At 44.3% G+C, this 13,468-nt stretch carries 10 protein-coding genes and 1 pseudogene; 1 reads left to right on the plus strand and 10 read right to left on the minus strand.

Features of this window, described 5'->3' with window-relative positions; translation table 11 throughout:
- Positions 1-231 precede the first annotated feature (231 nt).
- The 7 genes from U5K35_RS16835 to U5K35_RS16865 form a co-directional block, all read right to left on the minus strand.
- On the minus strand, positions 232-1,497 hold the full coding sequence (locus U5K35_RS16835) for a DEAD/DEAH box helicase (protein ID WP_322572683.1): 1,266 nt from the start codon (positions 1,495-1,497) through the stop codon (positions 232-234).
- A gap of 374 nt (positions 1,498-1,871) precedes the next feature.
- The gene (locus U5K35_RS16840) at positions 1,872-2,762 is read right to left on the minus strand and encodes a mechanosensitive ion channel domain-containing protein (protein WP_322572684.1); all 891 of its coding nucleotides are present in this window, start codon (positions 2,760-2,762) and stop codon (positions 1,872-1,874) included.
- Between the two features lie 394 nt (positions 2,763-3,156).
- On the minus strand, positions 3,157-3,693 hold the full coding sequence (locus U5K35_RS16845) for an REP-associated tyrosine transposase (RefSeq protein WP_322572685.1): 537 nt from the start codon (positions 3,691-3,693) through the stop codon (positions 3,157-3,159).
- A 225-nt stretch (positions 3,694-3,918) separates the two neighbouring features.
- Positions 3,919-5,079 (minus strand): hypothetical protein, encoded by a 1,161-nt coding sequence (locus U5K35_RS16850; RefSeq protein WP_322572686.1) that lies wholly within the window; start codon positions 5,077-5,079, stop codon positions 3,919-3,921.
- Positions 5,080-5,274: 195 nt separating this feature from the next.
- Positions 5,275-5,967, minus strand: coding sequence for an ABC transporter ATP-binding protein (locus tag U5K35_RS16855; RefSeq protein WP_322572687.1), 693 nt, complete (start codon positions 5,965-5,967; stop codon positions 5,275-5,277).
- Between the two features lie 280 nt (positions 5,968-6,247).
- Positions 6,248-7,468 (minus strand): ABC transporter permease, encoded by a 1,221-nt coding sequence (locus U5K35_RS16860; RefSeq protein ID WP_322572688.1) that lies wholly within the window; start codon positions 7,466-7,468, stop codon positions 6,248-6,250.
- A gap of 18 nt (positions 7,469-7,486) precedes the next feature.
- A complete protein-coding gene (locus U5K35_RS16865; protein WP_322572689.1) occupies positions 7,487-8,704 on the minus strand; it encodes an ABC transporter permease in 1,218 nt (405 codons plus the stop codon).
- A gap of 231 nt (positions 8,705-8,935) precedes the next feature.
- On the opposite strand from U5K35_RS16865, the pseudogene U5K35_RS16870 reads away from it, so the two are divergent.
- Positions 8,936-9,148 (plus strand): annotated as a pseudogene (locus tag U5K35_RS16870) (four helix bundle protein); the annotation flags it as partial.
- A 186-nt stretch (positions 9,149-9,334) separates the two neighbouring features.
- Here U5K35_RS16870 and U5K35_RS16875 read toward each other — a convergent pair.
- The 3 genes from U5K35_RS16875 to U5K35_RS16885 form a co-directional block, all read right to left on the minus strand.
- A complete protein-coding gene (locus U5K35_RS16875) occupies positions 9,335-10,090 on the minus strand; it encodes an outer membrane lipoprotein-sorting protein (RefSeq protein WP_322572690.1) in 756 nt (251 codons plus the stop codon).
- A 134-nt stretch (positions 10,091-10,224) separates the two neighbouring features.
- Entirely contained in the window at positions 10,225-10,722 is a 498-nt protein-coding gene (locus U5K35_RS16880) for a hypothetical protein (RefSeq protein ID WP_322572691.1), read from the minus strand.
- A 502-nt stretch (positions 10,723-11,224) separates the two neighbouring features.
- The gene (locus U5K35_RS16885) at positions 11,225-13,312 is read right to left on the minus strand and encodes a S9 family peptidase (RefSeq protein ID WP_322572692.1); all 2,088 of its coding nucleotides are present in this window, start codon (positions 13,310-13,312) and stop codon (positions 11,225-11,227) included.
- Positions 13,313-13,468: the final 156 nt, after the last annotated feature.

Consider the following 13,468-nt stretch of genomic DNA (forward strand, 5'->3'; position numbering starts at 1 on the left):
TGGTCTCTGCTGATACACTTCTTGATAGACTGAATAAAACAGATGCAGATTCAGAACTTATAGATCAAGCCAGAAATTGGACTACACGTATTGCAAGAGAGCTTTAACGTGAATGAAATAATAGGCTACAGATATTAAATAAAAAAAGGAACTCACAAAGCACACAATATGCCTCTATGAATTCCTTTTGCAAAGCTTTTTGATAGTCACATCAAAAGTCAAACTCAGATCTTACCGCTGACGCCTGACTCTTTTTCTGCTGTTGCTGCCTTTTGACTTAGCACCATTTTTCCGACGCCCATTTCCACGATTTTTCTGTGACTGGCGTTGCTGCTGTTTTGCCGGTTGGGCAGGGTTGTGATCCTGAAGTGGAAACTCATGCTCGTCTATGACGGGAATCTTCTTGCCAATCAGCTTTTCGATGTCTCGCAGATACTCTTTCTCCACGGCATCACAAAAGGAGAGTGCAGTTCCGTCTGATCCGGCGCGTCCGGTTCGACCAATACGGTGAACGTATGTTTCCGGAATGTTTGGGATCTCATAGTTGATCACATAATGCAGTTCATCCACGTCAATTCCTCGGGCGGCAATGTCGGTAGCTACCAGCACCCGGGTCCGCTGATCCTTGAAATTTCCAAGGGCCTTTTGCCGGGCAGATTGTGACTTGTTGCCATGAATTGCTTCAGCCTGAATGTTTTGTCCGTTCAGCAGCTTCACAACTTTATTGGCACCATGCTTTGTCCGTGTAAACACAAGGGCCGATTTGATCTCATCATCCTGCAAAACGTCAATCAGCAGATCCTTTTTGTTGCCTTTATCTACGAAATAGAGTCCCTGCTGAATGGCATCCACGGTGGGAGACTCAGGAGTGACTTCAATTTTCGTCGGATTGTGAAGAATGGAGTTCGACAGTTTTACGATCTCATGCGGCATGGTTGCCGAAAAGAACAGGTTCTGTCGTTTTTTGGGAAGCACAGCCAGCATTTTTTTGATGTCGTTAATGAATCCCATGTCGAGCATGCGGTCGGCCTCGTCCAGTACAAAAATTTCAATATCTGACAGTGAGATAAATCCCTGGTTCATCAGATCGAGCAGTCGGCCGGGTGTTGCGGTTAAGATATCAACGCCCTGTTTCAGTTGTTTTACCTGGCTCTTTTGATTTACGCCGCCAAAGATGACCGCGGTGGTCAGGCCGGTATACCGGCCATAGTTTTGAAAACTTTCATCAATCTGGATCGCGAGTTCGCGTGTTGGCGTAACAATCAGGCTCCTGATTTTTCTGTTACGATCTCTGCTCTTGTTTTTGCTCAGGATCTCCAGAATTGGAACCGCAAAGGCGGCTGTTTTACCGGTACCCGTCTGTGCGCATGCTAAAAGATCTGTTCCTTTTAGTGCAACCGGGATAGCTTGAGATTGAATAGGGGTTGGTTTAGTGTATCCTTCTTCTTTTAGGGATCTGAGGATTGGATCCGTTAGATTCAGTGAATTAAATGTCATATAGGGTATAAAATGAAAAAAGCCCGCTTTCAAATTAAAAGCCGGGCTTAAAAATGTGAATGAGCAATATACGGAATATATGTGTGAATACCTTTTTTGGCAGTTGTTCTCATTAGAGAGATGTGGCAGCGGAGCTGCCGGGGTGGTCGTCTCACAGCGGAGCTGTGGACGAGGATGTTGAGGCGGAGCTGTGGACGTGGGTAGGAATGGAGCTGTGAACGAGGGATGACTCCTCGTCGGTAGCTCCGCTGCCCGACGACACCAAGACAGCTCTGCTGTCAATACTCAAACAGCGTAACCAGTATTAAATTTAAATATAGACTCCATCCCCAGGTAAATTTTTGCAGTTGAAAATCGCCACTCCTCCGTGCAATCTATGATTCTTCACTTTTGGATTTTTTGTCTACCACATCCGCTTTCTTCGCCGAAAAGTCATGGGTACTAAATACCTCCGACAAAATGGATTGCTCAACGTAGCCTTGCTGCTTGGATTTTGTTGGCATTCTAATAATTAAATGAACTTCACCTGATGTAGGAACCTGAACAGTAACCCGTGGATCTACGGTGGGAACATCCAATCCCTTCGTTTTACTTAACTTGTTCATATGATCTCGGACATCTTCGAGATAAGGCTTGCAATGTTTGTTTGCAGATTTTAAAAACATTTTCTGGGCAGTTTGCCAGTCATCTTCCCGTTTAAAAGGTACTGTAAAGACATGGATGATATAATCGGAAGTATAGCTCTCATTGATGACCGGTTCAGAGACAAACAACGAATTAGGAATAACAGATAATCGACCTGTTCGCTGGTGGGTGATTTTGCCGGGCCCAACCTCCAGTAAAGTAGTTGCAAGTAGGTTTTGATCAATCACATCGCCCCGGAAATCTTTGATTTGAATCCGATCTCCCAGATCAAACGAACCGGAAATGGTTTTTAGAATTGATCCGGAGACACAAAGGATGAGTTCCTTGGTTGCAACTACCAGCGCTACAGCAAGGGCCACCATTGAGAGTGCAAGTGTACGAAGTTCTGATCCCCATATCAGAACAAGGCCTAAAAGCAGAATCAGGATAAAACTGTTACGGGTCTGAATCAGCCATTTTCGCCGAAGTTCATTTGCACGGACTCTTTTCCGGATATAGCGGGTCACCAAAAAATGAAAAATAAGTACTGAAAAAATAAGGATGGCAGTACTTATGAGTAATCCATATATAGATCCTGAAGCTGCCATATTCTCCATGCTTAAATCCAAATCTTCTAACATAAAATTAAATTACATCTGCTGTTGCGTTATCGTTTCAGTTATTTCCGGGTAATCCTATGGATATTTTACCCGTTTTACTCCATCTATAACTTACCTGCACCTACAAAGTAGAGAATAAGAACAGAATAAAAACCCTTCATAAAATATGTATCCAAAATGAGAAAGTATTGGATTCGTCGTTTTTAGAAAAATTTGATTTGAAAGTATTTAATTTGCAGACAAAATGGAATTTGGTTTTTGGCAGCGGAGCTGCTGGGGGAGTCGTCTCACAGCGGAGCTGTGGACGAGAATGTTTAGGCGAAGCTGTGTACGAGGGTAGGGATGGAGCTGTGGGCGAGCGATGAATCCTCGTCGGGAGCTCCGCTCCCCGACGACACCCGAGACAGCTCTGCTGTCAAAGTTCAAACAGCGTTACAGGCACCAAAGACTCCATCCCCAGGTAATTTCTTGCAGATGAATACCTCCACTCTTCCGGTTGATCAACAAATCCGCGTTTAACGGGATTGTTATGAATGTATTCAATTTTTTGAATCATCATCTTGTCATCAAAAATCTGCTTTGGGTAAAACCCTTCCTGCCATAGCTGGTGTACTGAATCAACATGAGAAGGGTTTTTGGCTTTTTTAAGCTTATGTAACTGGAGGTAGTGGCCATTATCAGAAAATAGATCGATGATGGCTCTTGCTGTCCATGATTTAAATGCCTGTATTTGTTGTGGAAGTTTATCATCCTGAATAACCATATGAATATGATTCTCCATAATCACATAGGCGTAAACAATTGTACTTCTCTTGTTTTGAATGAATTCGAGAGCATCCAGGATAACTTGTGCCGCCAGTGGGTTTGAAAAAACAGGGTATCCTTCCACTATACTGCTCGTGATGAAGTAGGGATAGTCTGAATCATAAACTCGGTACCTTGATCTTGACATGGTTTGAAAGTTCTGAATTATTGATGGTGTATAGATATGAACCGGGAAATTGGATTTCCTTACATAATGAATTCGTTGGGTATGGCTTTTTAAGTGGCAGCTGAGCTGCCGGTGGAGCGTCTCACAGCGGAGCTGTGGACGAGGATATTGAGGCAGAGCTGTGAACGAGTAAGTGACTCCTCGTCGGTAGCTCCGCTACCCGACGGCATCAAGACAGCTCTGCTGTCAAAAATTCCACTTGAGTGAACCGGCTATCACATTCCCAGCATTTGAAAAGGCAGATTCGTCGCTTCCTACAAAGATCTGAGTGAGGAGGTTGACATCAACATCCTGGAAAAGTGACCAGGTTATGGAGGGGGAGATGAACAGGGCCTCTTCATCGGGGTAGAGAATGGCAGATAGTGAACCGTTCAGAATTGGAGAGAAAGGATAGGATGCGATTGTGGAAAGTTGAAATCGTGAAAACGATGGATTGTCTGCAGTAAGCGGTTCACCCAAAAGAAGAAAATCATCTCGTCCGCCATTCTTATTGTAGAGAGCTTCAACAATCAGGAAGAGACTGTTGTCAAACATGTGGTCTGCAGAAACAGCGGCTATCAGGTTGGTGGGTTCTTGACCGGGATTTTCATCAAGGTTTACAAAAAACATCGCTTCCCCTTTGAATCCGGTTTGGTTGATACTTCCGGCCCAACCGCCACCTGCAGCCCATCGGTGCTGATAATAGCCGGTAATAAATTGAATATCGTAACCGCCGGTATTGAATCCGTAAAGCATGGCGGCTACCGAATTTTTCACCTCTCTCGCAGGACGGTAAGCCAGCTCAATCCGCGAAGCCCAATCTAAAAAGTACTGAATCCGGATAGCATCGGATCCGGGTCTTTCAGGATAGTCAAAATCGTAGAAGGAGTAGAGGTTGAACAAGTCGTTTGGATTGCTGATGGTGTTGATTCCCCAGTTTACTCTTTGTCGGCCGGCTGTCACTCGCCAGTTCCCGCTGTACCAGTCCATGTTGAGACGGTCCGGGATGTAGTGCAGCAGCCATTTGTCTTGATCAGCAACGAGCCAGGAGAGGTTGATATAGCCGTTGTCCTGATCAATCGCATCTGCATAAAATGGAATATCCTCTACAAGATCCCCGGCAAAAAGCCGTGTTCGCATTTCCCAGTTAAACGTAAGATCAGACGATACATACCACTGCAGGTTTAGGCGGTTTTGTAGTCGGTACTCCCAAAATGAATCTTTCTCAAACGGGGGCGGAAGATCCGCATGGATCCAGACCGGCATGGCCTGAAGATATCCCGAAATATCAACATCATCAGAACTGAACTGAGCGGTGGCAGTTGTAGTGTAGAAGATTAGTGCTGATATGAGAATCAGGAGTTTCATTCTTGAAAATTTAGTGACGTTCTATGAATTCTCCCCTTGAGGGGAGTCCATGCGTGAGCATGGGAGGGGTGTTGTGATGCATTTATATTATCTAGTTTTTATTCAACAGCCATTAACTTTGTTTGAATACCACAAAATCAGGAATTAAAACAACGCTCAGTTAACACCCCTCCCCGCCTGAAGGCGGTACTCCCCTCAAGGGGAGACTTTCTTCTCATCTTTGTGTATTGCACCATCCACCATGGTAATAACTCTTCTGGCGCGGTCTATCACGCGTTGATCGTGAGTGGAGAAGATAAATGTAACATTCTCTTCCCTGTTCATCTTCTCCATCATGTCCAACAAGTTCATCGCGGAGTCGGTATCCAGGTTTGCAGTCGGTTCATCAGCCAGGATAAATTTTGGACGGGATGCCAGTGCCCGGGCAACTGCCACCCTCTGCTGCTCACCGCCTGAAAGCTCTTTCGGCCGGGAATCAACTTTGTTTTTCAATCCCATGGCTGACAGCAGTTCATGTGCCCGCTCTTTCATCTCCTTTTTGCTTCGTTTCTGAAGAAGCATGATGAAGGTTACATTTTCATAGGCGGTGAAAACCGGGATAAGATTGTAGGCCTGAAAAACGAATCCGATGTTGTTGAGCCGAAACTCAATCAGCTTGCTCTCTTTCATACCGGTAATTCGAATGTCACCAATTTCAACATGGCCTTCCGATGGATTATCGAGTCCGCCAATCATGTTGAGCAGCGTGGTTTTCCCCGACCCGGACGGTCCGCGTACGGTTGTAAACTCTCCTTCCTCAAATTCCAGGTTTACATCCCTTAAGGCATGCACCGGCACGGTATCCGGATTATAGACTTTGGAGAGATTATGTGTTGTAATAATTGGCATGGTTTTCAGTTTTATAATTTCAATAATTTATTAATCTGAACTCGATGAAAATGATTGATATATGAGTTTCCCCTCCTTTGCAAGGAGGGGCAAGGGGTGGTTGAAAATCCTTGTTTAGCTCAGTAAGTAAAGAAAATTAAATTCAGTTATTGTTTAAACCTCCCCTAAATCCCCTCCTTAGGAAGGAGGGGACTTTCAGGACACAAAGTTTGATGATCTTATAATATTATTAAAACATTCCTCACAAACTGTTGCCACTGAATACTGTACACTGTTTTAGTTATTCTCTTACAACTTCACCGGGAACCAGTTTGAGTGCTTTCAGAGCGGGATATACAGCCGCGAGCAGTGCCGTTGCAATGACCAAAATCATGACATACAAATACTCTTCCGGATTAACATAGGGATAGACCACTGCTCCGTATCCCCAAATCTCGAAAGAATCTCCGCCGATAGCCGTTAAATCCAGCCCGTTTTTGTTGAAATAGTTTACGGTCAGATATCCAACAAATATCCCGACTGCCGCTCCGGTAAGGGTTAGCATTACCGACTCGAGCATAATCATCGTAAAAACTCTCAATTTATTCATCCCGATGGCCATCAGCATGCCCAGTTCGCGCATCCGTTCAAATATGGCCATGGTCATGGTGTTCAAAATCCCAAAAGCGAGAGCAAACAGTATCACAATCATAATATAAAACATGTAGCTTCCGCTGGCTTGTGTCATATATCGCATTTCAGGGGAGAGTTCAATCCAGGTTTCAGCTGTAATGGAACTGAATTGCCGGTTGATGTCTGATACGAGCTGTTCTACCTGATTACGATCGTGTAGCATAATTGCAATTTCATGATACAGAGGTCGATTGGCAATTAAATCAGTCAGATCCTCGCGGTTTACATATACCGTCTGTTCATCATAAAGATTTTGCCCGGTTCTGAAAACACCGCTTACAGTAAAGGCTCCCGATGTGATTTCGTTCTCGATATTTTGAAAGGTGAGTACAATCCGGTCACCGATTTCCACATTCAGCTTGTTGATCAATTTTTCTCCGATAAATACAGGATTGCGAGAATCACTGCTCAGATATTCACCCTCTGTTAAGTTTTGATGAAACGTGGTGGTTTCCCTCTCTTGCTCTTTGTCAACGCCAATGATGCGTACGCCGGAAGTTGTGGCGGCCGATTGAATCATTCCATCCAATAGCGTGCGGGAGCTGTAGGACTGAACCCTGGCATCGGATTCCAAAAATGTGATGATTTCATCATGTGGTTCGATATACATTCCCGGTTCCCGTTCAGTCAAAAACTCCGGATGATGAATTTGGGCATGCGTCAGATCTTCATTGATCACGTTATTCACCCTTTGATCGATCAGCCCATTCGCCCATGATGAAACCATAATTCCCGCCCACATCCCGGCTACAATGGATGCGATCAAAACCCCGCTTCGTCCGGGATGCCTCCAGACGTTACGCCATGCTATGGAAAGGAGCATTTTCATATTCTTAGTGTTGGGTATTTAATTTTTTGATTCGAGTACGTTCATACGGGCTATTTTTAATGTGGGGTAGAGGCAGATAAACGTGGTGATGATGAAGATTGCGGCTCCCTGTAAAAGGTATATTTCAGGTGAAAATGAGACCACCATGGTTGCTTCAAAACCGAAATCGTTCATCAACTCTGCCATATCTCCGGTAAACTGTATCGGGTTGATGTAAAAGTAAAATATCACAAGTGAACCCAGGGCAAAACCGGAGAGGACTCCCAGAATGCTGATAAAAAACGTTTCAATGAAAACGACAAATGCCAGTTTTCGTCGATACATACCGACTGACAGGAGAATGCCGAACTCTCGCCTTCGCTCAAGAGTCATTGTGAGAATTGTCCCAAAGATTCCAAATCCAATTACCACATACAGAATCCAGAGCATGATCCGGCCGGAGAGCTCATCAAATTCAATCGCTTCAATCAGTTCGGGCATCATCTCCTGCCACGTAAGCACACGCAGTTCATTTTCTGATACGGTTTGAGAAATTGACGACGCAATCTGACTGACTTGATCAGTCTGCTCCGGAACAACTACAAGGTTTGTAATCAGCTCTTCTGCAGAAATCATCCACTGCATATCTTCGAGTGGGAGGTAGACAATCTGATTGTCCATTTCCCGGATCGGGTACTCGATCAGACCGCTGATCTCAAACAGTCCCGATGCCGTCATTCCAAATCGTCCCTGTCCCAAAAGGACAAGTGTATCCCCAACAGCCAGGTTCAATCGTCCGGCTAACCCCTCTCCCAAAACGGCTTTTTGTTGACCTGAGCCGGTGAACTCTCCTTCAGTCAAACGCTCCCGCAACTGGTTGAACCGATCCTCTTTTTCGATGTCGATTCCCATCACCATGGCCCCGCGTGTGATCTCCTCACCGGCTGCAAGCATAAAGGTTTCAACCCGGGGGATCAGGTAGTTTATATCTTCATGTGATGAGAGAATTTTCTGCTTCAGATCCTCATCATAGAGAAAAGCGTTATCGGGTGAGGGTTCATCTCTATACCGGTAATCCTGAATCTGGATATATCCGGTTTGGAAACCGGTCATGTTGTCCAAAAGCTGCTGGCGGGTTCCCTGTCCCAGCGATTCCATGAATAGCGCAGCAACCACGGCAAACATAATCGAACTGACGGTAATCAGCGTCCGCCGCTTGTTCCTCCATAAATTCCGCCACGCCAGTTTTAGGTACATGGTTTTAGGATTCAGTTTACAGTGACAACAGGGGTACAGTTTTTCAGTGGGTTAGAAACTTAATTAAAGCATTTTTAACATACACTTAACACTGATCACTGATATAAAACTGTAAGGGTTAATCGGTTTTTGGTTCATATAAGTAAATCTATAAATTCAGTAAAATCAAGCTGTTCGATGAACTATTTGTCTCTATTTATCCAAATTCATACTGCTCTTCGCTATTCATGAGTTGTTAAATCATATCAATATCTTAGTAATGAAAAACGGGAATTCATTTTGTCAAAACAATTACTGCGTAGTGGTACCAGTATTGGTGCAAATGTTGCCGAGGCTAATGGCGCAATATCAAAAGCTGATTTCTCTTCTAAGTTATTCATATCATACAAAGAGTGTTTAGAAACAAAATACTGGCTATCGCTTTTGAAGGATACAGGATTCATAGCATCAGGCAATATTCCTTAAGTATGTTATTGAAGACGCAGATTTGAACTGGTTACAATCCTCTATAGTGATTCTAAGTAAAACTAGAAAAGATGATTCAGTCTCGGCTCAGCTCTTCGAAGGGTGATCCGAATTTCAATATCATATCATATATGACGCACTGAAACTGTTGGCACTGACATACTGTTATCTGACTCTCCTCATATTTTGCTGGGTAAAGAACGACTTGTCAATATCGATATCGAACTCCAGCTTTTGATACTCCATAATGGTTTTTTGATCCGGGTTGTCGGCCGGTTGCAGTAGCATTTTAGTTGGAAAAACCCTGTTTCCAATCTGGGTGATTTCTGAAAAATGGATTGTGTTTTCGACCTGTCCGCGCTGGTCATAGTTCTCCTCTTTCAATAAAATGTAGTGCTCTTTATCAACCCAAATGAGAACTTTGCCCCACACAATGGCGGCGTCGGGTTTGGGAATTAGTTCCAAAACCCACGTTTCCCTGTCATCCAGAGTCTCTTCCCGCAGAATGGAGTGATCATAATCCTCAAGCGTAGAACTTTCACGTACCAGATCATCATTGGTGAAATCAGATCCCATCCAAGACTGAGACATCATAGATGGAGGCATTTTTATCGTGCGGTCGATATTGGGTACATAGTTCCAGATCTCATTTTGTCTTTTTAGGTAAGTTGTTCCCTCATCCCGGGCAGGTGAGGTAATCAGGATTAAGGAGTAATCTTCCCCAAGAGCCCAAGCTTTCATACTGATTTCGCGGGTGTATCGCGGACGGTCAATGGTCATGGTCATTTCTGCATAGCTCGACTCTCCCCGCATCACATCTTCCATTCGCTGAATGATCTCTTCAGCTGACTGCCCGCTGGCACTCGATGCGGCTAAAAGAAGCAGTAAAATAATTGGAAGCGCTTTTTTTATAATATTCATGAATTCCTCTCTGATCGTCTTTTAAGAAAAATCAGTGCGTTTTTACGTATTCAATTTGTTCAACCAGGTGCTGTACCCAAACTTCAATTTTCAGGTCGATCTGTTTGAACAGGGATTGATTCTCCTTAGGAGATCTAGTTGTGTTGCTTTTCTCTTTTTTCATGATATTGATGGATAATTTGCTGCTTTTCGTTTTCCCACTGTTTGATGATCCCATCAAGCTGATCACCAATCCAGTAATGAAATGTGGAGGCCTCTTTCAGCCAATCGGAAGTATCATCGTCTTGCTCTTTCAGATCATTTCCTTTCTCAAGAGCATCGGCCAATTCAATAAACTGCCCGATCCGCTTACGAATCATATCTCCGATTTTTACCCGGCTGATTCTGTAATAGGTTTTCCGGTCGCCCGGCAAACTTACCGCTTCCGCCATTCCTGTCTGAACCAGTTGTTTCATGGTTCCGCTAATACTACCCTTACTCGCTTTCAGGGCTTCTCTGATCTGGTCGAATGAGACATGATCTTCATCACAAACCACCAGGTAACCGAATGCGCGGCCGGCCATCCGTGTAAGGCCAAGCTTGTCAAATAGCAATCCGCACTCTTCGATATACATCAGTTTTTCGTTTTCCATAGTAAAAAGTTACAGAGAAGTTTAATTAGTTCAAAAATTACTGAACTAAATGAATAAAGATTTAGAATATTCGTGGCACGCCTTGGAGTCGTGCCACGAGTGGTTTAAAACACAAGTCCGAAATTATCCCAAGGATGAAATGGATCTGGATTTCACTATTCCGTAGGAATACTCTGTGTATAGTTAACGAAAACCCAATGATATCCCGCTCCATCGGAGCGATCTGTTCGTGCTTTCAGGGACTTGGTCATGTTTTAGGAAGCATCTAAAGGAGCTTTGATGTTATAAAATCCTTGGAATGCTATAAGCAGTAAACTCCTCGGGAGTTCTTGAAGCCAAGTGTTACTTAAATAACCAATCGTTAACTGATGCCACTTAAAAAAACAACGAATTGTTTATTGAATAGATCACTCATAGCACGACTTGAAAGCGTGCCACGAGTGTATTCAAAAACTACTCGTAGCACGCCTTGGAGTCGTACCACGAGTGTATTCCGATAACCTTATTTCAAATGTTTTTCAAAGAATTCATAGATCCGGAGATACTCGTCATACCAGGAGTCAGGACTTGTGAATCCATGTCGCTCGGATGGATAGATCATCATCTCAAAATTGGTATTGCCGCTTTGAATGAGTGCATCGGCATATTGAAAAGCATCCTGTGCACCAACATTATCATCAATCAAACCGTGCAGTAAAATAACGGGCCGTTCCAGTTCGGAGGCATAGGTCAGGGGAGAACTGCGGTCGTAGTGTTCAGGGACTTGCTCCGGATCACCTAAACGGGGCAGGGTGTACCATGGATTGGCATAGTAATAATTTCTCCAGTTTGAAACCTTACGAAGGGCAGCGGCTGCATGGAATCGATCCGGCGCATCCGAAACAGCATAAAGCGCCATGAATCCGCCGTAACTCCCGCCATAAATCCCAACATTATTTAAGTCGAGAGCACCGCCGGTTTTCTCCTGAACCCAGTCGAGTCCGTCTACAATATCCTCTACTTCATACTTACCCATCCAGTTGGTTACGTCTTCGCGGAATTTACGCCCATACCCGGTGCTGTGACGAAAATCAACTTCAACAACAACATAACCTTGATTAAGCAGATATTGATGAAACATATATTCGCGCCAATAGTTGTTCGACCAGCCCTTGTAAACGTTCTGAAGCGATCCCGCACCGTGAGCAAAAACCACAACCGGATACTGTCGGTTAGTATCAAAGTTCTTTGGATAGAGAACAGACATGGAGAGTCCGGTTTCCCCGTCCCGACCGGTAAATCTTACATACTCCTCTTTCTGCCAGTTATAGTCGTAAAAGGATTCGGGAACAGAGTTTGTGAGCTGAATCTCTTCTCCGGGATTTTCGAGGTCGATCATGTAGAGATCGTAAGGTTCGTTGAAATACGTTTTTGCATAAACAAGCTTTGTTTTATCCTCGGAAAGCCTGAACTGGTAGCGATATGCTTCCTCACTCGTCAATTGCTGAATAGAGTTGTTACTCAGATCATGGATAAAAATATGTCGTTCACCGTAGTCGGCTTCATTATTGGCGTAGATGATGGTTTGATCATCCAGCCAGCTGGCCCAAGTGATTTCATAATCACCTTCGGTAAGCTGCTCAACCCGGCCGGTGTAAAGGTTGGCGATATAGATATGATTCCACCCGGACTTTTCAGAACGAATCATGAGTCTGTCTGTACGCGGTGCAAATGAGACCGAAGTACCGCTCAGCCATCCGTCTGTCTCTTCTTCAAAAATGACCGATTTAGTGTTATTCCTGTGATCGTAAACAATCACTTTACGTTCTTTCAGTGCGGCATCACTGGAATCTTTAACGGAGAAATTTCCAGAACGGCTTCCGACGAGGCTGCTGCGTTGAACACCGGATGAGAGGGTGTCAATTTCCATTGTGGATAAATCAGCAGTGTAGAATGCTACGGATGGAATACCTCTTGTGGAAGCGCCCGGAGTTACAAACTCATCCACATATTCCGGAAAGTAAATGGTTCGGGCATCGGAATAATCGGTTTGACGAAGCAGAAGCCGATCACTTCCAGACCAATCCTGAATCGCAATACCGGGGGCATCAGACGGACGGTCGGTTACCTGAATCAGATCAGGCCTGATGATATCGGTAACCCACACATCACCGTCTTGCACAAAAGCCAGTTTGCGGCTGTTGGGCGCCCAAACCGGGCTGATGTCCCGTTCCTTGCTCGCTACAATTCGGCGTTCATTACTCCCGTCTATGTTGGACAGATAAATATTCCCATCTTTTGTGTACGCTTTTAGCCGGCCGTTAGGGGATGGGGTGAATCTTGCCGGTGTATCTTCTACCGCCTCAGGTTCACTTCCGGTGATTGCCATTTTATAGAGTCCGGTATCGTAATAGGAGGAGTCGTTCCATGAAAAATAGAGGGAGTCCTGAGTAGCATTAAAGGATCTCAAAGAGGGGCGAATTCCCGGAATGACCGGTTCGTGAAAAATCTCTTTCAGTGTTAGGTTTTCAGGCACATCCTGAGCCAAAATGTGCGGAGCCTGAATGCTAAAAAGAATAAGTGAGGCAAAAAGGTAGCTGATCAGTCGCATGCGGAAAGTATTAAGTTTTTTTGTTCGTGAGCTAAAATAGAAAAATAGAAGGATATTGGAAGGCCGGATTCTCGTACATCTTTGCCGGTAAAATAATTTTACAAATTAAAAAAGGCGCATTGATTGAAATATCAAATGCGCCTGAATTTTGAGTTG

The organism is Rhodohalobacter sp. (assembly GCF_034521535.1).
In the GTDB taxonomy this organism is placed as follows: Bacteria; Bacteroidota; Rhodothermia; order Balneolales; family Balneolaceae; genus Rhodohalobacter.

Bases quoted from the DNA above. Each gene is read 5' to 3' on its own strand.
- U5K35_RS16835 (WP_322572683.1), bottom strand. From the start codon at position 1,497: ATGACATTTAATTCACTGAATCTAACGGATCCAATCCTCAGATCCCTA.
- U5K35_RS16840 (WP_322572684.1), bottom strand. From the start codon at position 2,762: ATGTTAGAAGATTTGGATTTAAGCATGGAGAATATGGCAGCTTCAGGA.
- U5K35_RS16845 (WP_322572685.1), bottom strand. From the start codon at position 3,693: ATGTCAAGATCAAGGTACCGAGTTTATGATTCAGACTATCCCTACTTC.
- U5K35_RS16850 (WP_322572686.1), bottom strand. From the start codon at position 5,079: ATGAAACTCCTGATTCTCATATCAGCACTAATCTTCTACACTACAACT.
- U5K35_RS16855 (WP_322572687.1), bottom strand. From the start codon at position 5,967: ATGCCAATTATTACAACACATAATCTCTCCAAAGTCTATAATCCGGAT.
- U5K35_RS16860 (WP_322572688.1), bottom strand. From the start codon at position 7,468: ATGAAAATGCTCCTTTCCATAGCATGGCGTAACGTCTGGAGGCATCCC.
- U5K35_RS16865 (WP_322572689.1), bottom strand. From the start codon at position 8,704: ATGTACCTAAAACTGGCGTGGCGGAATTTATGGAGGAACAAGCGGCGG.
- U5K35_RS16875 (WP_322572690.1), bottom strand. From the start codon at position 10,090: ATGAATATTATAAAAAAAGCGCTTCCAATTATTTTACTGCTTCTTTTA.
- U5K35_RS16880 (WP_322572691.1), bottom strand. From the start codon at position 10,722: ATGGAAAACGAAAAACTGATGTATATCGAAGAGTGCGGATTGCTATTT.
- U5K35_RS16885 (WP_322572692.1), bottom strand. From the start codon at position 13,312: ATGCGACTGATCAGCTACCTTTTTGCCTCACTTATTCTTTTTAGCATT.